Genomic DNA, 21,779 nt, shown 5'->3' with positions numbered 1-21,779 from the left:
ATTACATCGTTTGTCACACATATTATAAGCCAGTTTGTGCTATTCTATAATATACGCTTTCCGCGTACCTTCATTGCCATTATAGTCACATAACGCGAATTAATCAAGAAAATATTACGCATAACGCGTACACTCTTTGCCAAAATATGATATACTGTTGTTGTATATAAAGGAGCGTTCATGTATGATACTCGATCGTTTAACCACCCTTAGAAAAAAGAAAAAATGGTCTCTCCAGCATACGGCAGATCGCCTAGGTATCGCCAAAAGCACCTATGCCGGTTACGAATCTGGGTACCGACGACCTTCGCTTGAAGCAGTGAAGCTGCTGGCTGATTTGTATGATACGTCCATTGATTTTTTACTTGGTAGAACGGACGAGCCGGAGATACAACGCAAAATCTCTGATATCAAGATTGAACTGACGAAAGCAAAAGAAGGAACAATCCTTGTAGATGGTGTTCCCCTAACCGATGAAGAAATCAAACAGCTTGTTGCCTTTATTCGGGCGAAAAACACTCTGTAAGTATAAACAAAAAAAGAGAGAGCCCTGTCAGACGGGTGCCTCTCTTTTTCTTTTGTGATGAGCTGTTTCTAAATAAGGAGAAGACAGCTGACTTAACTCCTATAATCACCGCTTTGCTTCTTCCTTATTAAATGAACTATAATAGCGATAATTCTCATCATCTAAGATGCGGTAATGCTGACTCAGCACATTTTGCTAGAGGTGCCTTTTTTCACATACGTCCGCAGATTGCGGTCAATTGAGACGAAGTCTGTTTTTTTCAACCTGCTGTAAGTACCTTTTCGATAAACAGAGTACCTCAGCCATACGGTCCTGCGTATCATTCTTGTCCATCTCTCATCACCTCATTCAGACTTTACTGCCATAGCCAAGTTCCAATGATACCGAAGTCCCCGTTGCCTAAGAATGGACTTCTATTACTTCATTTTGATTCAAGCCTCATCCTTTAGAATATAGAACGTAACCCATCTCTATGAGCCGTCTCAATGCGAAATTCGTTTTCCTTTATCCCCCACACAAGCCAAGAATGTCTCTCACCTGGAATAACAAATATCATGGATTCCACATCGGGCTGATTGTTTTTGTCATAGGCTACCTTCATGAGGGAGTCCATCTGACCTTTTCTTGCCCGCACATCTAAAACAAATGTCCTCACAAGTTCTGGATCCTCCGCTTTATTAAGTTTTAGAAAAGAAAGCCATTCATCTTTCGCCTCGCTTGCTGGTTCTAATAGCGTTTCAAATTCCTCTGCCTGCAAGGTAATGACAGATAAGCGTTGATCACTCATTTGGATGTTCAAAAAGGTGGTTACTTGCTCCTCTGCCTGCTGATCATCTTTCAGTTTTTGAATCTGATGCACTTGTTGATCATAAAGTGTTTGATGTGCATACACACCCGCCTTCGTCGTATGAAAAGAAGTACTGAATCCTTCATCTATCTCTCCAAATGTTGAAGCCTTGACGGTGTGCGATGCATCATTCATAGCTTGAATGAAATGACGATATTCTTCTTTATAACGGTATTGTCTGTTTCGAAATTCTAACACGCCTTTTGCCAGCAAAGAGCGGCATGCAATTTCAAACAAAAACCCAAGACGTTCGTCCTCTACCTCAGGATAATAAGCTTCCTTTAATGACATACCTTGTTCAAAATAACCTTCGCTGTAAAAGCTAAAAATGAGTTCCTCGATACTTAGACGTAGCTGATCCAACTTGATCTCTCCTTATCCAAAAGAAAATGCTCCCTTAAAGAAATCAACTGCACCCTTTATAAGCGAATCTACGGTTTCTTTTGTTTTTTCAATGCCTTTATGTATCACCTGATTTGCTTGATCAATGGTCATTGACTGCTTTTACACCAGCCTCGTTTCAAGCAAGTCCTTTTCAAATTGATCATAGCGTGCTGTTGTTTCCTCAAAGCTTTGATCAAATTTACTTCTTGCTTCTCCTTGCCAGCCTGAGTCTACTGCCTTCAGCCGTAGCTGCTTCGACTGCTGAATGTCATCAACCGCTTCTTGAAATTTTTGAACGAGTGCCAGCGGTTAACTAGAATCCGACTTTCGACCCCTCTCTCCCAATTTAACGTACAAATGGACGATTTTATATGTCCTCATTATAAATAAAAAGACACCTAAAAAAATCACCCTAAAGAACCATTCAGCGCATTATGCAAAGAAAGCAGGCCTTTTTCCTCTCTAATTGCCAGAGAAAGCCTTTCTTGTTATGAAGCGCTTTCAAGACATGATAAAATGAACGTATACTACAAAAGGAGTGACGTATAGATGAAAGAGGAAATGATCGGACGTTTCACAAGTTATGTGAAAGTGGATACCCAGTCTGATGCAGAAAAGGAAAGCTGCCCATCCACTGAAGGACAGCTGAACCTAGCGAGACAGCTTGTTGATGAGATGAAATCCATCGGCATTCAAGAAGTGACAATGGATGAAAACGGTTATGTCATGGGAACGATCCCATCTAACACAGACAAAGAAGTGCCGACCATTGGCTTTTTGGCTCATATCGATACAGCTACTGACTTCACTGGCAAGAATGTGAAGCCGCAGCTTCATGAGAACTATCAAGGCAGTGACATCATGTTAAATGAAGATCTACATATCGTTTTATCTCCAACACAGTTTCCAAATTTACAAAAATACCGAGGACATACGCTCATCACCACTGATGGCACGACATTACTTGGCGCAGATAACAAAGCAGGTATCGCAGAAATTATGACCGCCATGCATTACCTCATTCAGCATCCAGAAATCAAGCACGGAAAGATTCGAGTCGCCTTCACTCCAGATGAAGAGATTGGCAGAGGGCCGCACAAATTTGATGTCGATGCCTTCGGTGCTTCTTATGCTTATACCATTGACGGTGGGCCACTTGGAGAGCTTCAATATGAAAGCTTCAACGCAGCAGGTGCGAAGGTGTCGATTAAAGGAAACAACGTCCATCCAGGAACAGCGAAAGACAAAATGGTCAGCGCTGCTAAGATCGGGATGCTCTTTCACAACAAACTTCCTTCTGACGAATCTCCGGAGTATACAGAAGGATATGAAGGCTTTTTCCACCTGACGAAATTTGTAGGGGAAGTAGAAGAAGCAGAACTTCAATATATTATTCGTGATTTTGATAAGGAGAAGTTTAACAACCGTAAGGAACTATTTGGAAAGATTAAAAATGACTTAAAAGCGGTCTACGGTGAAAAGAGCATTACCCTTAGCATTCAGGATCAATATTATAATATGAGAGAAAAAATTGAGCCGGTAAAACATATTGTGGACATTGCCTATGAAGCAATGGAAAATCGCTCAGTGACACCTGTGATTGAACCTATTCGCGGCGGTACAGACGGTTCTCAGCTTTCATATAAAGGTCTCCCAACTCCTAACATCTTTACTGGCGGGGAGAACTTTCACGGCAAATATGAATTTATATCTGTTGAAAACATGGTCAAGGCAACAGAAGTTATCGTGGAAATTGCGCGTTTATTTGAAGAAAAAGCATAGACATGTTTACAACCGTTCCTGTTCGGGAACGGTTTTTCAATAAAATTTTACAATTTTCTGAAACTTTCATGACACTTAATCGTACTAATATAGACAACCCCAGAAAAATTCTTCTTGACGAGAGAAATAACTGGAAATATAATAGTTGAAAATACATAGTATTTTAGACCTAAATGAGCAGATTATCTAAATCATAAGAACTAAACCGATTTTGTTGCTTATTTTCAGTTATAAACATCACTCACCCTGTCTACACTTAAAGAATAGGATGAATTGGAGGAATGTCATATGATGATTTTATTCATTATCGCTTCACTTTGCTGCTATTTACTTTTCTCTTTCAAAAAAGATAACCGCACCCAAAAACGAAAAAGCGCAGAGCTTTCGGAGTTTGAAATCTTTCGTATGCGCCGCCACTACAACGGCAAACGCCGCCACCCACTAAACAATGCACCAAAACAAGTATAAATACAAGGAAAGCACCTCCAAATGTTAGATTGTGTCTAACATTTGGAGCGCACTTCACACTGGGGCTGATTTAAGGTTTTAAATCGCTAGCATGAACGCAATTAATGCGAGCAAGGCTGGTAATCTGTTTTATTGGATGTCACACCGCCAAATACCACTGCGATCAACACACAAAGAATGAAAAAAAAGCTGAATCATATATCCAAAGGTAATCCATCCGAGAATAAGCCCCCAAATGATTCCTGCAGCTAGAAACCCGTTATATAGCCCTTGATTGGCAAAAATCACTTTCGCATTTGGATCTTTTTGTAAGTTCTCAGGCAGCCGGAAAGATCTTTTAGCCATTTTTAATTCCATAAAAAACATTTCGAGTAACATGATGAAAATGTGTTCTAAAGCGACAATTCCTACTAATATCATTGCTGAAATATCAATTTAGTTAATTCCTTTCTGATAGACGATCATGAATTTCTATTTTGTCCGTGTATAAATCAAAGTCTTGTATTAGCTCTAACACTTCAGTAAACCGACTTTGTGGAATGTCTTTCATTTTCCTCACACCAAATTCCTTTTTAATAAAAGCCATAATGGTATTGATATGAAGCTTAACGTAACCATCATACTCCAAATGGCTGCAAAAAGTCTGCATCGTTCCTCGAATCACCTTTAATTGCTTGGCAGTGACACAACTCATTAGTAACGCTCATCCTTTCCTGTTTTTTAACAGCTCAAAAAGAACCATGATTGAAAGAAAAACTTCCAATTTCTATTATATAATGGTTTCATTCGGATATCAAAATAAAAAAGAACAGACATTCGATCAAAAAACCGACCGTCTTATGAAAACCCTTGTCTCGACATATTAAAAAGCCGGATTCAATAGTAGAATCCGGCTTTCTGTTTAGTTACTTTTAGAAATTAATACCTTTCCAACAGAGCGATCCTTACTTTGTGCAACGACTTTAAAGGATAGCCCATATGACAGCACATCACGCCCTGCATCTGGGTTATTTGGATTCACATAATTCTTTTTATCACTAAATGTACGAGTTGGGCGAATATAGCGATCTTCCAAGTTTAAACCTGTCGTCTCTGTATAATCAATATTCAGTTTCGTACTTGGATTTAAAGAAAATGCTGCATCATGTACTTGGAACCCAGTGGCCGCAATGGAGCCGTCACTCCATTTCAATACTTGCTGATCCGCATCGACCACACCAAGGAAGCCATTCCCTGGATGATTCCCTACCCAGTTATCACTATAAGATTGATCCACATACCACACGACCAAACCGTTATTATAGCTCATCAGACTTGCTCCTCGTTTGATATGCTTTAAACCTTTATCGACATCAGCATTAGAGCGCCATTCTAGTAAATAGTACTGTGCTGCATATTGTTTTCCATTAGATTGAGAGAATCCATTGAAGGTAAAAGTGGACGTTCCCTCGGCATCATCAGACCACACTTTTGTTCCATCTGCTGTTATGTTTAGATCATCCACGAATAAACCTGGTAACGAATAACCCGCATCGGTTGTGTAGCGGAATTGCAGATCAATCTTTTTCCCTGCGTAAGCAGATAAATCAAAGGTTGCATCTACCCAGCCATATGATTTTCCGTCGATGGCATTTCCTTCGTTAGCACCTGCTTCATTTTGATCATCCGTGATATTACCCGCAATGGTTTTCCATTGATCTGTCCCTGTTTCACGAACCTCTACATACGCATAATCATAATCTTCTTCGATATCGTACCATGCTTTAAAAGTAAGCTCTGCTTTGCTTCCCTTCGACAAATCAATACCAGTTGTCGTCATGGTTGCATTCAAATTGTCACCCGTCCCGCTGAAGTAAGCGTATTTCCCTTGGACAGGCGTTGTGACGACAACTTCTTTATCTGGTAAATCGACTCGAACAGCATCATGGTTCGTACCTTTTGTTACTGCTTCATCGATTAACACTGTTTTGCTTTTCTTTAATGTATTACTATCAATGGTTTGTCCAGAAAGCCAGTTGCCGCCATGCAGGTTTTGAAGCATTTCTTTCGCATATGGACTAAAACCTGTTGGCTCCGTACCAGGTATTTTACCTGCCCAGCTCCCACTTGACATGATAGACCAGTAAGAAACGGGCTCCCCTCTGCCTGTGTATTGTGTATCGTACTCATCAGGAAGGCCAAGATCATGCCCAAATTCATGTGAGAAAACACCTGCTGCGCCATCTTCAGGCTCAATGGTATAATCTAAAGCACCTAATTTCCCGCCTTGACCAACTTCAGATTCAGTATTTGGAATCTCATACACATCACCAAGTGACCAGCGGTGCGACCATATAGCGTCAGAGCCGAGCTGTCCGCCGCCTGCTTCCTCACCTACACCAGCGTGAACGACCATGAGATGATCAATGATACCGTCTGGTTCGTTATAAACGCCGTCTCCATCAATATCATAGCGATCCCATTGATCATATTCACCGAGGTCAATGTTCGGATCTTTGGCTGCTGCTTCGAGTGCTTCTTTCACTAATTCACGCGGTTTTCCATCACTTCCTTCTCCGTCAGGGACGTTCCCGCCGTAATAAGCTGCTTCATGCTTGGATGTATACCATCCAGTTACTGTTCCACTAATCGTGTAACTTCCACCCGACTGTTTTTCATAATATTGCTTCATGGATACTTTTCGTTTACCATCTGGACCGAAGTAGCCATTTTTTCCGAAAATCATATCTTGATAGTGCTGTTGATCGTACTTGTCATAGTACATATCCGTCTCTTCTTTTTTAATACTATTATGCTTATAATCTTTAAAATCTACTAATAAAACCAGCACTTTATCATTGCGAACGTCGCCTTTATACTTTTCCTTTTTGACCGGTTTTACTTGGTTGCCTTCTTTTCCTTTATGTTTCTTTAGCTTTTTCTTTTTGGCTAATTTGTTATGTACTTCTTGTTTGTAATCTTTTAGGAATTCAGGCTCTTCTGTTAAGGTACTTGCGCTTTGTTTCATGGCAGCTTCTTCTTTTTTCTTTAAATAGTTCTTTAATACCTTTTGGGTTTCTACCTCATTGGCATTCTTTTTGATTTTCCCTTGTTTTTTCAGAGCTTTGATGAGACGGTCTTCATTCACAACACTTGCATCGAATGGAATGCCTGAATAATGACCGCCATCTGAGGATGTTGTCTTTTTTGTGGTGTGGGCAGATAGCGGGGTGCTGAAAACTGTCAATGTGCCTAAACTGAGGACAGCTGTTAATGCAATACTCGTCCATTTCCCTTTTTTCATATTGGTTCCTCCCTAATATGGTAATAAATAATATATAATTCTAGCATATTCCAGTATACTTAAGTCGAAAAATATTTTATTTTCAGAATTTTTGTGGAAAATGCACAATACGATAATGAAATGGATAAACCAGGTGTTGAAAATAAAAGAACCCTAGGCAATGAACGCCTAGGGTGTTTGTTGTTTTTCTATGAAAGCTGCTCACCTTGATATGCAACAACATCAAGTGGAGCGGCTAAAAATTCTTTTGTCTTTACTACGAAAGCTTGGAAATATGCACTTGCAATATGGCTCTGAACCGCAGCTTCATTTTTCCACACTTCCACCATTAAAAAGGTATTTCCTTTTCCATATCCTTGAACAGTTTGTAGGATACGTTGCCTTCATCAGCCGATTTCGCAATTGATAGTAGCATAACTGGTACATAAGGACAAAAGCGGCAAATCGCTTTTGTCCTTTTTCTCTACTCTGTAATTACTGTGTGGATCAATGTTGGTGCATCGGCTTGATCAGCAATACGGATGTTGTCATAAATTTTCTCCATGACATTTGCCACATCTTCACGATTGGCATGCAGCGTCACAAGAGATTCTCCTTTTTCTACACGATCACCCACTTTATTGTTCAGCATGATACCGACAGATAGGTCGATATCGTCTTCTTTTGTTGCACGACCTGCTCCAAGAATCATGGCTGCAACACCGATTTCGTCTGCGACGATTTCAGCGACCACACCTGATTCTTTAGCAGGTACGTCGATTTGATAAGGGGCTTGTGGCAGTTTTTCCGGCTGATCCACAATCGAGCTGTCTCCACCTTGATTTTCTAAGAATTCCTTGAATTTCTCAAGTGCTTTGCCGTTTTTCATCACTTCAACCAGTTTTTCTCTTGCTTCATCTAACGTGTCTGCTTTTTTCGCAAGAACGACCATTTGACTTCCTAATGTCAAAACGAGCTCGTTTAAGTCTTCAGGACCTTCGCCTCGCAGTGTGTAGATAGCTTCTTTTACTTCTAAGGCATTTCCAATCGCTAATCCTAGCGGCTGAGACATATCAGAGATGACAGCCATTGTTTGTCTGCCTACGTTGTTTCCGATGCGCACCATGGCTTTGGCAAGCTTCTCAGAGTCTTCAGGTGTTTTCATGAAGGCACCTGCACCAGTTTTCACATCTAGTACGATGGCGTCTGCACCAGCAGCAATTTTCTTACTCATGATCGAGCTTGCAATAAGCGGGATCGAGTTAACGGTTCCTGTCACATCACGAAGAGCATAAAGCTTTTTATCAGCAGGTGTCAGATTGCCTGACTGTCCAATCACCGCTACTTTATAACGGTTGACCAGCTCGATGAACTCGTCTTTTGTAATTTCTACGTGGAAGCCTTTCACAGCCTCAAGCTTGTCCACGGTTCCACCTGTATGACCAAGGCCACGTCCAGACATTTTCGCAACAGGTACATCAAGTGCTGCAACTAAAGGAGCCAGTACAAGTGTTGTTGTATCGCCTACACCGCCTGTTGAGTGCTTATCTACTTTAATTCCGTCAATGGCAGACAGGTCAATCGTATCCCCTGAGTTCGCCATAGCGAGTGTTAAGTCTGCACGTTCTTGATCCGTCATATCTTGGAAGAAAATTGCCATAGCCAAGGCACTTGCTTGGTAGTCAGGAATTGTTCCGTCCGTATATCCTTTGACAAAGAAAGAAATTTCCTCTGGAGATAATTCTTTTCCGTTACGTTTTTTCGCAATGATATCTACCATTCTCATTGTTTTCACCATTCCTTTTTTATGTTAGTAAAGCAAACCGACAACGCCTGCTGTTAAGAAGCTGACGAGTGTTGCACCGAATAACAGCTTTAATCCAAAGCGGGCAACAACGTTTCCTTGTTTTTCGTTTAAGCCTTTGACTGCTCCAGCAATGATACCAATAGAGGAGAAGTTCGCAAAGGATACAAGGAATACAGAGATGATGGCTTCTGTACGAGCAGTGAAATTCATACCGTCTTCAGACAGTGCTAGCATCGCCACAAATTCGTTGGACACCATTTTGGTTGCCATAATACTTCCTGCTTGTACCGCTTCGTTCCAAGGTACACCGACTAGTAAAGCAAATGGTGCAAAAACATATCCAAGTATATCTTGGAATGAAACACCGATGGCAGCTGTGAAGATTCCATTAATCATCGCAATTAACGCAACAAATCCAATCAACATCGCAGCGACAACAATCGCTACTTTGAAACCATCCATAATATATTCGCCAAGCATTTCAAAGAAGGATTGTTTTTCTTCTTCTACGACTTCAAGCATGTCTTCGTCCTTAGACACTTCATATGGATTGATAATAGACGCAATAATAAATCCACCAAATAGGTTCAGCACAAGTGCTGTGACGACGTACTCTGGTTTAATCATTTGCATATAGGCACCGACAATGGACATCGATACAGTCGACATCGCAGATGCACACAATGTATAAAGACGCTGCTGAGGTAATAATCCAAGCTGTTTCTTAATGGAAATAAAAACTTCTGATTGACCTAAAATCGCAGACGCTACTGCGTTGTAGGATTCTAGTTTTCCCATTCCATTTACTTTACTAAGCAAATATCCAATTCCGCGTACGATAAGCGGAAGGATACGCCAATGCTGCAGAATACCGATCAATGCAGAAATAAAGACGATCGGGAGCAAGACGTTGAGGAAGAAAGTTGACGCATTATCATTCATTAGTCCACCAAATACGAAGTTAATTCCTTCACCTGCATAGCCTAGAAGCATCTGGAATCCTTTCGCAAAGCCTCCAACTAGGAAGTTTCCAACACCTGTATTGAGCAGAATATAACCTAAAATAAATTGCAGTACAATCATGACAATGACTGGACGGAATTTCACTCTTTTTCTTTCGTTACTTGCCAGCCAAGCAATGGCGAGAATCACCAGCAAACCGATGATACCAATCACGTATTTCATGTTTTTCCTCCTTGAATGAATTCGTTTACATTAATGCGCTTGTATGGAACGAACCCTATTTTCGCAAACAAATGGCGGAAGAAATTCCCAGTAACGAGATCCTTCCGCATATGACTTTTTCATCATTTAATGAGTCACGAATGTTATCCTACCATAGGATGTTATGAATTAATAGTCTTTCGAAGGAGCTGATTGATCTCCTTTGATAATGGAAACGCTTGCACTTGCACCAATGCGGGTAGCGCCTGCAGCTGTCATTGCCTCAACGTCTTCTTTTTTTCTTACGCCGCCTGATGCTTTCACACCAATGTCAGGTCCTACTGTTTTACGCATCAATGCGATGTCCTCAGCCGTTGCACCGCCTGTACTAAATCCAGTCGATGTTTTCACAAAATCAGCGCCAGCTTTCACTGAAAGCTCACAAGCTCGAACTTTCTCTTCTTCTGAGAGTAAACATGTTTCAATGATGACTTTCACAAGTGCCTGACCTTTTGCCGCGTCTACAACTGCCCGAATATCTTGTTCAACCACAACATATTCGCAATCTTTCAGTGCCGCAATGTTGATGACCATGTCTACTTCAGTCGCTCCGTTTTCAATCGCATCCTTTGTTTCGAATGCCTTGACCGCCGTTGTGCTTGCGCCTAAAGGGAAACCGATCACTGTACATACATCAACGCCTGTCCCTGCTAGTTCTTTTGCTGCAAGAGACACCCATGTTGGATTGACACAAACAGATGCAAATTGATAAGTCTTTGCTTCTTCAAGTAACTGCAAAATTGCAGCTTTAGATGTATCTGCTTTTAGTGCTGTATGATCAATGAGCTTTGCTATCGTCATGCATTCACACTTCCTTTTAGTTAAGATACTTTCATCTTAAATGACTATTGAACAATAGTAAACATAGTTATGAAATTTTGTTCATCTAATTTGTGACATTTAAAAGAGTTCTTGCTGTGTGCTGATCAATGATTAATACGTTCGCATATTTTCCTCTTAGTGCCCCATGGATAGAAGCAACCTTTCGATGTCCGCCAGCAACAAGAATGGAGCGTTCTTTTGTTCTTAAATCATCAAGCTCCACACCGATTGTTCGGTTGTTAATGGCTTTACTGCAAATGCGCCCTTCTTGATCATAAAAACGCGAACAGATATCTCCGACGCTGGATGCCTTGAGCAACGCTTTTTCTTCTTCACGGAAATAACCAAGCCTAAACAAAAGTGCCTCATCTCTTACCGTCCCAACAGTAAACACAGCGATATTAGCCTGTTTGCCCATTTCAATGATGCGCTGAATATGTCTGTCCTGTTCGACCATCTCTTTAACGGCTGCACTATCAAACACAACAGGCAGCGGCAAATAGCGGGGGGCTGTTTGAAAAGCCTCAGCAAACAGCTGGATGGTTTCCGCAGAATATGTATTCACATGTGAATGGCTGATCCCGCCTTTTAGCTGGACCACCTCTACACCTTTTACCTGTTTAGGTTGCATCTTTTGTGCAATTTGATACATCGTAGTTCCCCAGCTCACCCCAACGACATCACCGTCTTTCACCGTTTTTTGCAGGTAATCTGCACCAAATCGGCTCAGGTAATCGGTGATGGTCGGATAGTCGTCCATTGGCGAAAACACCACATGAGCTTCGAGCAGGTCGTACTTTTCCTTGAGCAATGAGGACAGCTCATTTAAATCCTCAAATGGGTCCATCACCGTAATTTGGACGTACCCTTTCTCCTTCGCATATTGAAGTAGACGAGACACAGTCGGTCTCGACAGGTCGAGCTGTTTGGCGATTTCCTGCTGGCTGTAATCAGATAAGTAATAAAGCCTTGCCGCTTCAATACTTAATTGCTGTTTCTCCCGATCCATTCGTACGCCTCCTTTTTTTCTTCTATTATAACAGATTGTTCACCTTATCATGCACAAATGTTCATTTGAAGAAAATGGTGTAGGCTGCTTGAAAGTTCTCATCCTTTTCTAAGGTTTGAATACCGAATTTGTCCTTATACTGCTTATTCGTCCCTTCCATATCTGCGATTCCATACCAAGGCTCAATACAAACAAAAGGAGCCATCGTTCCCTTTTTTGGATCATAAGGAGACCAAATGCCCACGAATGGAAAACCACTGAGGTCAACCTCAACACCCTGACCTTTTGGGGATGATAATGACACTCGATTGATATGACTAAAGATCATCGCATCGTGCTGAAAGAGCTCTGACTGTAGCTGAATCGGCTCAAGATGAACGTCTTTCTCCTTCTCCCTCACAAGTGAATCCCGCAGTTCATATTGTACAGGTTTATGCTCAGTGGAAGGTATCAGTGTCAGCAAATAATCGGTTGTTTGCTCCCCTTCGACAAGCGGGACATTGAATGCTGGGTGTCCGCCAATGGAGAAATACATCGTGTCTTCCCCGTCATGTTCAATTTCCCAGGCAATCGTCAGTCCATTTTGCGACAGTTCATAACGAATGCGGGCTGTAAACTCATAGGGATATTGCGTAAGGTGGAGGCCATTTGATTGATATTGAAAAGTCACCTTACCTTTCGCTTCTTCATATAGTTCAAAATCGACATCACGAAGAAATCCATGCTGCGTTAGCTCATAGGTTTGATCCCCAATCTTGTATTGATCATCTTTTAATCTGCCAACAATCGGAAATAAGACAGGCGACACCCTGCCCCAATAAGCGGGATCACCATACCACATATAATGATGTCCGCTTTCCTTGTGAAGCACCTCTCTGACCTCAGCGCCTCTCTCATTGATTTGAACCAATAACTGATCATTTTCAATCGTTCTCATTCAACATAACCCCTTTTCTTCTTATTTTATTATGACAGGGATTTTTGATTTGAGTATAAAGATAAGACAATCCCTTTAGCTTATCAATTTTTTTCTTCATATAAAAAATTTAAAAAAACCCAGAAATTCGCCAACAAAATGTGATGCCGGTTCGTCTACTCTTATATAAAATAAAAGAATCGTTGTTCTTTTGGAGTGCAACAAAAAAGAGGCGTTTAACATTGATGGGGGATTCATTTTCATGAACAGCAAGGAAAACCGTTTACGTTACATATTAGGATTAGATGGGCTAAGAGCTGTTGCCGTAATGGCAGTCATTGCTTATCACTTACATATTGGATCCGCAAGCGGCGGGTTTCTTGGCGTTGATTTGTTTTTTGTGATTTCCGGTTACTTGATTACGACGATCTTGTTACATCAGCAAGCTTTGGGCTATCAAGAGCTGTTGACATTTTGGATGGGCCGCATTAGAAGGCTTCTTCCGGCTGCCTATGTCATGATTTTTTTAACCGTCAGCTGGTGTGCCATTGCTGGTTCAAATGCATTATTGTCCATAAGGGGCGATGCTTTATCGTCCTTTTTTTATGTGAGTAACTGGTGGTACATTTTCCATCAGCTGTCTTACTTTGATAGCTTCAATGCTGTATCTCCACTGAAGAATCTGTGGTCTTTGGCGATTGAAGAGCAATTTTATATGATCTGGCCGGTGCTGTTGATTGCTGGACTGAAATGGATCAAAAATAGATCCCACCTTTTCATGATCACCTTTGTTCTTGCACTGGTCTCCGCCTTATGGATGGCGATTCTCTATTCTCCTGATACTGATCAAAGCAGGGTTTATTATGGAACAGATACACGCGCATTTGCGCTACTGATTGGGTGCAGTCTTGCATTTGTATGGCCGATGCAAAGACTTTCAAGCAGAAAATTACTTCCTGTCGGCAGACGTATGTTACATATAACGGGATTTGGTTCACTGGCGATTTTCCTCTTATGTGTTTATGCAGTGGACGAATTTGACAGCTTTCTCTACCAGGGCGGTATGCTTTTATTCTGTCTCAATGCAGCCATCTTAATTGCGTGCGTATGCCACCCTGCAAGTCTCGTGGGGAAATGGCTGTCCTTTAAACCACTCGTCTTGCTTGGAAAGCGGTCTTACGGTATCTACTTATGGCATTACCCAATCATCGTATTGACCACACCTGTCATTGAGATTGGCCAGCCTTCCATGTGGCGTGTCACATTGCAGCTCATAGCGATTCTACTAATAGCAGAGGCTTCCTACCGCTTGATCGAACAGCCGATTCGCCAGCTTGGGTTTAGACAATATTTTACCTCTTGGTCTATTTGGAAAAAGGGGATCAAACAATGGTCTGTGTCCAATAAAGTGTTCCTTGGGATCGGCGCAGCTCTCTTGATTTTATTTACGATTGGCATGTCTAGCTCGTCTCATACATCTCCACATGCGAAAGAAGTGACACACATTAAGACTGCGCCAAAAAAAGCAGTAGACCCTCCTGAATCAAAAGCGAAGAAAAAGAATGATAAACACGAGAAAAAAGCAGCAGATCACAAACAATTTCACCAAGTTCTTGCCATTGGCGATTCCGTCATGTTAGACATTGCCCCGAATCTTGAAAAGGTATATGAACAAATCACCATTGATGCAAAGGTTGGTAGACAAATGAAGGAAGCCATCAGCATCGCCCCTCAATACGCTTCATTTAATCAAACAGATGCAGCTGTAATTATTGAGCTTGGCACAAATGGTTATTTCACTGAGGGCACATTGACATCATTCATTCAGCATTTTTCAAAAGCACACATTTTCCTTGTGAACACGAAAATTCCGAGGGCTTGGGAAAATGACGTCAACGCAGTGATCCGGCGGGTATCGAATCAACATCGCAACGTCACGTTGGTCGATTGGCATTCAGCCGCTACAGGACAGTCATCCTATTTTCAGCCAGATGGCGTCCATCTTTCAACAAAAGGATCTGACACCTTGACAAAACTCATTACAGCAAGTGTCAAGAAAAAAGGAGATGTGTCATCCCCATAAAGAAGACTAGTATGATGCTAGTCTTCTTGTATGTGTTCAAAACGGTAGCTCTAATCACTAATCCCCGTTCTTCCTTTGTTTTTTAATCCACCAAAGCGAAATCACCGTTCGCAGGGACTGACCCCCTAAGATGAGACAAATAAAAAACACCTTCAAGTTTGAAAACGGACCGTTGTGATCCGAAATAAAACATGGAGGTGTTTTGATCCCTGTCTCAAAAACGGGGGTCAGTCCCTGGTAGACTGCTCTTTTCTTTATTTTCCTAAGACAAGCTCATGTAGCACATGTGCGACTCCGGCTTCATTATTGGATTTTGTCACAACATCCGCTACTGCTTTGGCACCATCAATGGCATTTCCCATGGCGACGCCACAGCCTGCAAACTCTAGCATCGACACGTCGTTCCCGTTGTCGCCAATGGCCATGACTTCTTCACGAGCAATCCCCATCTCCTTAGCTAGAAGCTTCACGGCATTTCCTTTGCTCACATCAGGATGCATGATCTCAAGGAAGAAATCCGTGCTTTTCACCAACATATACTTGTCCTTCACTTCAGGTGGGATGGCTTGTATCGTCTTTTCCAACCGTTCTGGCTGATCAATATACATCATCTTCGGAAGTTTCATTGATTGATCTGCCTCTTCAACAGGTAAATACTTAAGTGGTAATTTTGTTAAGTAGGATTCAAGCACTGTGTACTCACTAATATTGCGATTTGGTGTATACAAATGAGTTGAATCGAAATAATGCATAGGTGTATTCAACTGACGACTCAATTCATATAAAGAAGTCAAATCATCATAGGATAAAGTCAGTTCTGACACCACTTCTTTTGTATGGCTATTTTGCACAAGTGCTCCATTGTAGGCAATCACATAATCTCCCTCTTGATCGAGCTGAAGCTCTGTTAAATAGCGGTTCACCCCGCCAATTGGTCGGCCCGTGCATAAAACAATTTTAATTCCTTCTGCCTTCGCCTGTTGAATGGCTTCAAACACTTCATCCAGCATCATATGTTGATCATTTAATAACGTACCATCCATATCAATTGCGACTAATTTATACATTCGCTGCTCCCCTTTTCTCAGCAAACACGTGCTGTCACTATTTTGAGCAATCATCTACATGATCATATATGATTCATCGTACTATTTACCTACTTTAGCCTATCGTTTTTTTCTCTTTCTGTCCATCCTACTCTATATAACGTATTCTATTAATCCTGCTTTGAGGAGAGCTTACCTCCCTTTTCAAAATTACCGTAGAATATTTTGAAACTAGCAGTTCTAATTGTATGATAAATAGCAAAGAAAGGAGGTGCAGGTAATGATTACGTTTACGAGAGGGAAATTATCAAAAATGTCTGGTGTTCATATCGAAACCATTCGTTTTTACGAAAATGAGGGTGTGCTCCCCGAGCCAAAAAGAGCACATAACGGCTATCGTTTATATGATAAAAAATATGTGCTTATGCTCTCCTTCATCACCGAAGCGAGAAAGCTAGATTTCTCACTCAAAGAAATTCGTAAAATTATGTCGTCACTATTCGAGAATCAGTCAAAAACAGAAGCTGAACAGCTGCTCAAACAAAAAGTAGAAGATATTCAAAAATCCATTCATGAGTTAAAAAAGAGGAAGGCTGCCATTCAATTGTTAACGAAACAAATATTAGCCAACATCAGCTAATTGCAAAGGCAACCAAAGATGTGCCGGTGTTCTTTACTGGTACCCTCTGCACCCAGATACGAGATACACGTTCTATGAAAACATCAGGTATACTAAGAGACGAAGTGTTGCTACATGTTGATGATCAAATGATCCCACTCAATGCACAAATAAATCGGAACGCCCTGTTTTATGAAGCAGAAGCTTTCCAACACATCATTGAAATAGAAAATCATGAACAGTGTTATGAATGGCTTGATGAAAGTCTCTCTATCATGAAAGTCCTTGAAGCCGCAAGAAAAGATATCGGCATTGTTTTCCCAGCAGATCATGCTTAATCAAAAAACCGCCTTCTGATGAAAAGGGGGTTTTTGACATTAAATACTCTTTGAGTACGTCACAAGACGCTGAGACATTTGATTCAAATCATCGACCGAGGCATTCACTTGCTCTGTTATTTTAAAGTTATAAATAATGTTTTTAGGACTTTAGTAATAAAAATGATAGATCAACAAAAACAGACCATTGTTTATGTCATCAATATGGCAAATGTTCTGTTTTCCTCTTGAAGTTTAATAAAAGCTTTTAATGATAGGTGACGGAAGGAATTTATGGGTATAAGTGTATAAATTGATAGAATCAACCGTCTATTTTGTCTGAAAAATCTCTTTTTTTATATTGACACTGACGTCTTGAAAAAAGAAAATGGAACTTAAGCATGTTAAAAAAGGAGAACGTCATGAGCGCAAATCAAGAACAACACGAATTAAAAAAGCTTTTATCACCGCGTCACATTCGCATGATTGCGATGGGCGGGGTCATTGGTACAGGAATCTTTAAAGGAAGTGCTGATACAATCGGTTTAGCAGGTCCTGGGGTTATCTTTTCCTATGTATTTGCTGGATTACTACTTCTCATTGTCATGGCAGCCTTAGCTGAAATGGCCATTGTCTATCCGGGGAATAATCTTCGTGATCTTATACAGATTGCGCTTGGTCAACGTTTTTCATTTGTTGTCGGCTGGGTTTACTGTTTTATGTGGCTCACTGTATGTGTCATCGAGATCATTGCAGCAGGCAGTTTGCTTCAATATTGGTTGCCCCATGTGCCGTTATGGTCACTATGTTTACTTTGCTCACTCTTAGTCATCGGAATTAACTTAAATAATGTAAAATACTTTGGTGAAATTGAGTTTTGGTTTGCTGGAATGAAGATTTTCGTTATTATTGTTTTTATTATTCTCGGTGCAGCATTATTATTTGGGATCATTCCAAACGAACAAAGCACACCTGCTCTCACCAACTATCAAAACTTCATTCCGAACGGATGGGGCGCTATCTTTGCATCATTATTAGTTGTGATTTTCTCTTATGGAGGCTCTGAATTGATCGGGCTGACCATTACAGAAACAAAGAATGCGGAGAAGGTATTACCTGGTGTTGTCAAAAGCATGATGTGGCGCATTATCTTATTTTACACATTGCCGGTTTTGATTATCTGCGGACTGATTCCTTGGAATCAAATCGATCCAAATAACAGTCCTTTTGTTCAAGTCTTCTCAGCTGCAGGTATGCAAGGCGCCTCTCACTTCATTAATTTTGTATTGATTACAGCCGTTCTATCTGCGGCCAATTCCGGCATTTATGGAACGACGAGGATGATTCATTCTTTATCAAAAGCAGACGGCGGCCCGAAAAAGCTGGCACAGGTCAATAAAAGAGGCGTGCCTATTTTGAGTTTATGGGTGACCGTTCTGTTTCTTTTAATTGGAACATTCTTTGCTTATTTATATCCAGAACAGATTTTCAGTTATATGCTGGCTATTCCTGGTTTCGCCGTTTCTCTTATTTGGATCAGCATTTGTCTGGCACATTTGAAACTGCGGCCATCATATCCACAGGAGCCGTATTTCAAGGTTTGGTTGTTTCCTTATTTAACTTTATTTGCAGGTCTAGTACTAAGTGTAAGTTTTGTTTTGTTCCTATTCAGGCAAGAAAACTTGCCAAGCTCGATTATTAGTATCGGTTTCTTAATTGCGGCCATCATTGCTTCATTCTTGATGAAAAAGAAGGCTTAAATGCCAAAACCCGTCTCAATGGCGGGTTTTTTCGTTAGCTGCTCCAACTTCAAAGTCAACTGACGCTTTTGGGATGCCGTTGACGATGATCGTTAATGTATGAGTTCCTTTATAGTGTTTTCTTGTCGTCATATTTTGAAACGACTGTGACCTGACAAATTCTCTATGTAACGCTGAGTCTGTTTCAAATTCTGTGATTTTAAATACCTTCTGATTGCGGGTACCCCTAGCTTTGACGTAATCAATGGCATACTCCACACGCAGTTTTAGTGGCTTGTCAGCCTGAAGAATGAAATGAAAGGTCATTTTCTCTCCAATACAAATAGAATCTTTCGCTACCTTCAAATCTATTACTTGAATGGACGGATCGTCTCCATAGCCAAACAAAGCCATGATATCTGGATCACCTTTCTTGAGTAATGTACGGGATGCATGTTTGACAATCCAGTTCGTATGCTTATTGGTTCCATACCAGTTTTTGACCGTTTGCTTCATCAGATCAGGCTGAATCGTAGATAGATCATTTAAATGATTGGCTACACTTTTTTGTACATACTTGGCCGAATCGGACTTCAAGTTTTCCAAAATAGGCAGCGTGACCGAAGGATCCTTTTTAAGCGAAGGAACTGATAATCCCCATGGTAAACGTGGTCTGCACCCTTCACTTGCCAGCCGGCGGATATGGTTATTTTGATCCTGTGACCACACCAGCATCTGTGCCAGCATTTTGTCTTGATGTTGAATCAGAAAAGGCCGAACGGCAAATTCAGAAGTGGAAAAAGGCGTAAAGAAGGCAAGCGCCTTGATCGAGATATCCCAATGTTTAAGACCATACATCTCTACGTAGTCTGGAAATACGAGTGCACTAAGCCCTGTAAAATGTGGTGCTACCTGACACAGTACATCAATTGCCTGCTCGTAATCCTCTGGCAAACAGGCATGCATCGACTCAGTGATTCTTCTCATCCGTTCTTTTAGCTCAAGCTGCGGCCAATCCTCTTGTAACACGAGCCGCTGAAATTCACCGGCATTAAATAAAGTCGACTCTTGTGCAAGTTTCTCTGCTAACTCTTGAATAAATAATTCATGATATACATGTTTTAATGGTTCGATCGTGTCCACCTCCCACATCTCATGCTCGGGTATACACTGACGAATGCCCGGACAGGAAAAGCCACTTATTTTACCGGAAATCTTCAAGAATCCTACATGGATTCCCAGGGCGCTTTGCAAATTATTGAGAAATGATTCATCGAGAAGAAATGGAAAGGGCACATGCCGATTCTCTACAATTTCTATGGAAAAGCAAGCTGGCTCACACCTGTTTTCGATTCAAACGGATTCCTGCAGAACTACTTTATTGTCTCTGCGGCTAACCCTGAAATCGCTGCTTACGCTTCAACATTATACGAAGCACTGAGAGCCTATAAAACAGCCTTCAAAAGGGCGACGGCACAGTCAACAGCTCATCTAAGCAAGAAAAGAAAAAAACGACTGGCAAGGTCAAACGAGTGTTCAAGGAAAAGACAGGTGATTATACAACCGTCACATTCCTACTAGACGATGGGAAAAACTACACCATGTCATCTGAAAAAGAGCCCCTTGTCATTTATTTAAAAGAAGGGAATCAGTGACGATGAAATACTCCGATACAGGTAAAATGTTCTTTCCAGTCGATGAAATTAAAATAAAAGGATGATAAGAAAGACGTTTCTCCTACTTTGGAGAAGCGTCTTTTCTCTCTTTCCTTAACAATTCAACGAGCAATTCCTTATTTTTATTTCCACCTGTCATCGGCGATTCGACATAAGAGAATTTTCGTTTAAAGTCCATTCCTCTCACAGAAATGACAGCCAACTCACCGCCAATACTGCCTCGCTGGAGGACGTATTTGGATAAAACAGATAGCCCCATCCCGTGGATGACAGCTTCTTTAATGGCTTGGTTGCTGCTAAATGTCACAAAGGTTCGCGCCTTCAGTCCATTTGATTTCAGCACATGCTGCAAGTATTCTCCGGTACCTGACCCTTCTTCTCTCGTGATCCATGTTTCGTTTTGCAATTGATCAATTGTGACATCCTTTTTCTTAGCAAACGGATGATCTAATGGAGCAACGATGTAGAGCTCATCCTCTAAAAAGGTTTCCACAGAAAGTTCTTTGTCATTGGTCTGTCCTTCAATGAGACCGATATCGACATGGAACAAACGGACATGTCTGGCAATCGCCTCGGTATTATCAATGACCACCTCAATATCGACATGTGGATAGAGCTGATGGAACTCTGTTAAGATTTGCGGCAGCACGTACTCCCCAATGGTGAAACTTGCCCCAATCGTCAGTTTCCCTCTTGCCAGATGATGATGCTCATAAATATCCTGCTTCGCCTGTTCATATAAATGAATGATTTGCTTTGAACGATGGTACAACATATCCCCAGTTGGTGTCACAGTTAATTGCTTCGGCGAACGATTGAGCAGAACCGTCTGAAATTCCTGCTCCAAGTTCTTGATATGAAGACTGACACTCGGCTGAGAAATTCGCAGCTTCTGGGCTGCTTTTGTAAAGTTTTTCTCCTCTACGACTGTCACGAATGTCTTCAATGCATCGTAATACATCTGCCCCTCTCCTATCAGCAGTCTTAATCCAACACCTTCTTTACATATATCTTACTAATTCATTGCCACTCCGTAAAGGACTACCTTGGCAGCAAAAATAAAGAACATTGCCGAAAAAGCTGGATTATCGATTGCGTCAAGGGATGCCAAAGCAATTGTAGATATACGATTGAATGGTTATTTTTTATCTAAATTTTTTGACATGTTTGATCCCGCACCATGATTGGTTTTGAAATCCTTTTTTACAATTGCATAGGTATGAAAGCGGTTGCATAATACTTGTATTTTTGG

At 41.1% G+C, this 21,779-nt stretch carries 18 protein-coding genes and 5 pseudogenes; 8 read left to right on the top strand and 15 right to left on the bottom strand.

Features of this window, described 5'->3' with window-relative positions:
* Positions 1 to 184 precede the first annotated feature (184 nt).
* Entirely contained in the window at positions 185 to 526 is a 342-nt protein-coding gene (locus LC033_RS05895) for a helix-turn-helix domain-containing protein (RefSeq protein WP_226567316.1), read from the top strand.
* Positions 527 to 631: 105 nt separating this feature from the next.
* Here LC033_RS05895 and LC033_RS17215 read toward each other — a convergent pair.
* The 3 genes and pseudogenes from LC033_RS17215 to LC033_RS17210 all read right to left on the bottom strand — a co-directional run.
* Positions 632 to 727: pseudogene (locus LC033_RS17215) on the bottom strand (transcriptional regulator); the annotation flags it as partial.
* A gap of 244 nt (positions 728 to 971) precedes the next feature.
* Positions 972 to 1,736, bottom strand: a complete 765-nt coding sequence (locus LC033_RS05890) for a YfjC family protein (RefSeq protein WP_226567315.1) — start codon at positions 1,734 to 1,736, stop codon at positions 972 to 974.
* Between the two features lie 153 nt (positions 1,737 to 1,889).
* Positions 1,890 to 2,063: pseudogene (locus tag LC033_RS17210) on the bottom strand (WXG100 family type VII secretion target); the annotation flags it as partial.
* A 243-nt stretch (positions 2,064 to 2,306) separates the two neighbouring features.
* Here LC033_RS17210 and pepT point away from each other — a divergent pair.
* Positions 2,307 to 3,539: a peptidase T gene (gene pepT, locus LC033_RS05880; protein ID WP_226567314.1), complete on the top strand. Its 1,233-nt coding sequence runs from the start codon at positions 2,307 to 2,309 to the stop codon at positions 3,537 to 3,539.
* A gap of 288 nt (positions 3,540 to 3,827) precedes the next feature.
* Positions 3,828 to 4,007, top strand: a complete 180-nt coding sequence (locus tag LC033_RS05875; protein ID WP_099682360.1) for a hypothetical protein — start codon at positions 3,828 to 3,830, stop codon at positions 4,005 to 4,007.
* A gap of 78 nt (positions 4,008 to 4,085) precedes the next feature.
* Here the strand turns inward: LC033_RS05875 and LC033_RS05870 are convergent.
* The 9 genes and pseudogenes from LC033_RS05870 to LC033_RS05830 all read right to left on the bottom strand — a co-directional run bounded on the left by LC033_RS05870 (position 4,086) and on the right by LC033_RS05830 (position 13,068).
* Positions 4,086 to 4,442, bottom strand: a pseudogene (locus LC033_RS05870) (DUF1304 domain-containing protein).
* 4 nt (positions 4,443 to 4,446) lie between these two features.
* Positions 4,447 to 4,701: a hypothetical protein gene (locus tag LC033_RS05865; RefSeq protein WP_226567313.1), complete on the bottom strand. Its 255-nt coding sequence runs from the start codon at positions 4,699 to 4,701 to the stop codon at positions 4,447 to 4,449.
* 207 nt (positions 4,702 to 4,908) lie between these two features.
* Entirely contained in the window at positions 4,909 to 7,290 is a 2,382-nt protein-coding gene (locus LC033_RS05860) for an immune inhibitor A domain-containing protein (RefSeq protein ID WP_226567312.1), read from the bottom strand.
* Positions 7,291 to 7,478: 188 nt separating this feature from the next.
* Positions 7,479 to 7,690 (bottom strand): annotated as a pseudogene (locus LC033_RS05855) (putative quinol monooxygenase); the annotation flags it as partial.
* Between the two features lie 63 nt (positions 7,691 to 7,753).
* The gene (locus LC033_RS05850; protein ID WP_226567310.1) at positions 7,754 to 9,055 is read right to left on the bottom strand and encodes a pyrimidine-nucleoside phosphorylase; all 1,302 of its coding nucleotides are present in this window, start codon (positions 9,053 to 9,055) and stop codon (positions 7,754 to 7,756) included.
* Positions 9,056 to 9,079: 24 nt separating this feature from the next.
* Entirely contained in the window at positions 9,080 to 10,261 is a 1,182-nt protein-coding gene (locus tag LC033_RS05845; RefSeq protein ID WP_226567309.1) for a NupC/NupG family nucleoside CNT transporter, read from the bottom strand.
* Positions 10,262 to 10,429: 168 nt separating this feature from the next.
* A complete protein-coding gene (gene deoC / locus LC033_RS05840) occupies positions 10,430 to 11,101 on the bottom strand; it encodes a deoxyribose-phosphate aldolase (RefSeq protein ID WP_226567308.1) in 672 nt (223 codons plus the stop codon).
* 85 nt (positions 11,102 to 11,186) lie between these two features.
* Complete coding sequence (gene deoR / locus LC033_RS05835) at positions 11,187 to 12,131, bottom strand: DNA-binding transcriptional repressor DeoR (protein ID WP_226567307.1); 945 nt, start codon at positions 12,129 to 12,131, stop codon at positions 11,187 to 11,189.
* Between the two features lie 61 nt (positions 12,132 to 12,192).
* Complete coding sequence (locus tag LC033_RS05830) at positions 12,193 to 13,068, bottom strand: aldose 1-epimerase family protein (protein ID WP_226567306.1); 876 nt, start codon at positions 13,066 to 13,068, stop codon at positions 12,193 to 12,195.
* 241 nt (positions 13,069 to 13,309) lie between these two features.
* Here LC033_RS05830 and LC033_RS05825 point away from each other — a divergent pair, with 241 nt between their 5' ends.
* Positions 13,310 to 15,130, top strand: a complete 1,821-nt coding sequence (locus tag LC033_RS05825; protein WP_226567305.1) for an acyltransferase family protein — start codon at positions 13,310 to 13,312, stop codon at positions 15,128 to 15,130.
* A gap of 254 nt (positions 15,131 to 15,384) precedes the next feature.
* Here the strand turns inward: LC033_RS05825 and yidA are convergent, their stop codons facing one another.
* On the bottom strand, positions 15,385 to 16,197 hold the full coding sequence (gene yidA, locus LC033_RS05820) for a sugar-phosphatase (protein WP_226567304.1): 813 nt from the start codon (positions 16,195 to 16,197) through the stop codon (positions 15,385 to 15,387).
* Between the two features lie 259 nt (positions 16,198 to 16,456).
* Here yidA and LC033_RS05815 point away from each other — a divergent pair, with 259 nt between their 5' ends.
* The 3 genes from LC033_RS05815 (at position 16,457) to LC033_RS05805 (ending at position 18,872) form a co-directional block, all read left to right on the top strand.
* Positions 16,457 to 16,816 carry a MerR family transcriptional regulator gene (locus LC033_RS05815; protein ID WP_226567303.1) on the top strand — a complete coding sequence of 120 codons (360 nt, stop codon included), beginning with the start codon at positions 16,457 to 16,459 and terminating at the stop codon, positions 16,814 to 16,816.
* Between the two features lie 74 nt (positions 16,817 to 16,890).
* Positions 16,891 to 17,133, top strand: coding sequence for a hypothetical protein (locus LC033_RS05810; RefSeq protein ID WP_226567302.1), 243 nt, complete (start codon positions 16,891 to 16,893; stop codon positions 17,131 to 17,133).
* Between the two features lie 401 nt (positions 17,134 to 17,534).
* The gene (locus LC033_RS05805) at positions 17,535 to 18,872 is read left to right on the top strand and encodes an amino acid permease (RefSeq protein WP_226567301.1); all 1,338 of its coding nucleotides are present in this window, start codon (positions 17,535 to 17,537) and stop codon (positions 18,870 to 18,872) included.
* 15 nt (positions 18,873 to 18,887) lie between these two features.
* On the opposite strand, the gene LC033_RS05800 is transcribed toward LC033_RS05805, so the two are convergent.
* Complete coding sequence (locus LC033_RS05800; protein WP_226567300.1) at positions 18,888 to 20,003, bottom strand: DNA alkylation repair protein; 1,116 nt, start codon at positions 20,001 to 20,003, stop codon at positions 18,888 to 18,890.
* A gap of 3 nt (positions 20,004 to 20,006) precedes the next feature.
* Between LC033_RS05800 and LC033_RS05795 the strand changes: the two are divergent.
* Positions 20,007 to 20,571, top strand: a pseudogene (locus LC033_RS05795) (hypothetical protein); the annotation flags it as partial.
* A 17-nt stretch (positions 20,572 to 20,588) separates the two neighbouring features.
* On the opposite strand, the gene LC033_RS05790 reads toward LC033_RS05795, so the two are convergent.
* Positions 20,589 to 21,488 carry a LysR family transcriptional regulator gene (locus LC033_RS05790; protein WP_226567299.1) on the bottom strand — a complete coding sequence of 300 codons (900 nt, stop codon included), beginning with the start codon at positions 21,486 to 21,488 and terminating at the stop codon, positions 20,589 to 20,591.
* Positions 21,489 to 21,779: the final 291 nt, after the last annotated feature.

It is taken from the genome of Bacillus stratosphericus (assembly GCF_020524495.1).
Classification (GTDB): Bacteria; Bacillota; Bacilli; order Bacillales; family Bacillaceae; genus Bacillus; species Bacillus stratosphericus_B.
Note: the sequence above shows the minus strand (reverse complement) of the source record. Positions and strands in the feature narration are given on the sequence as shown.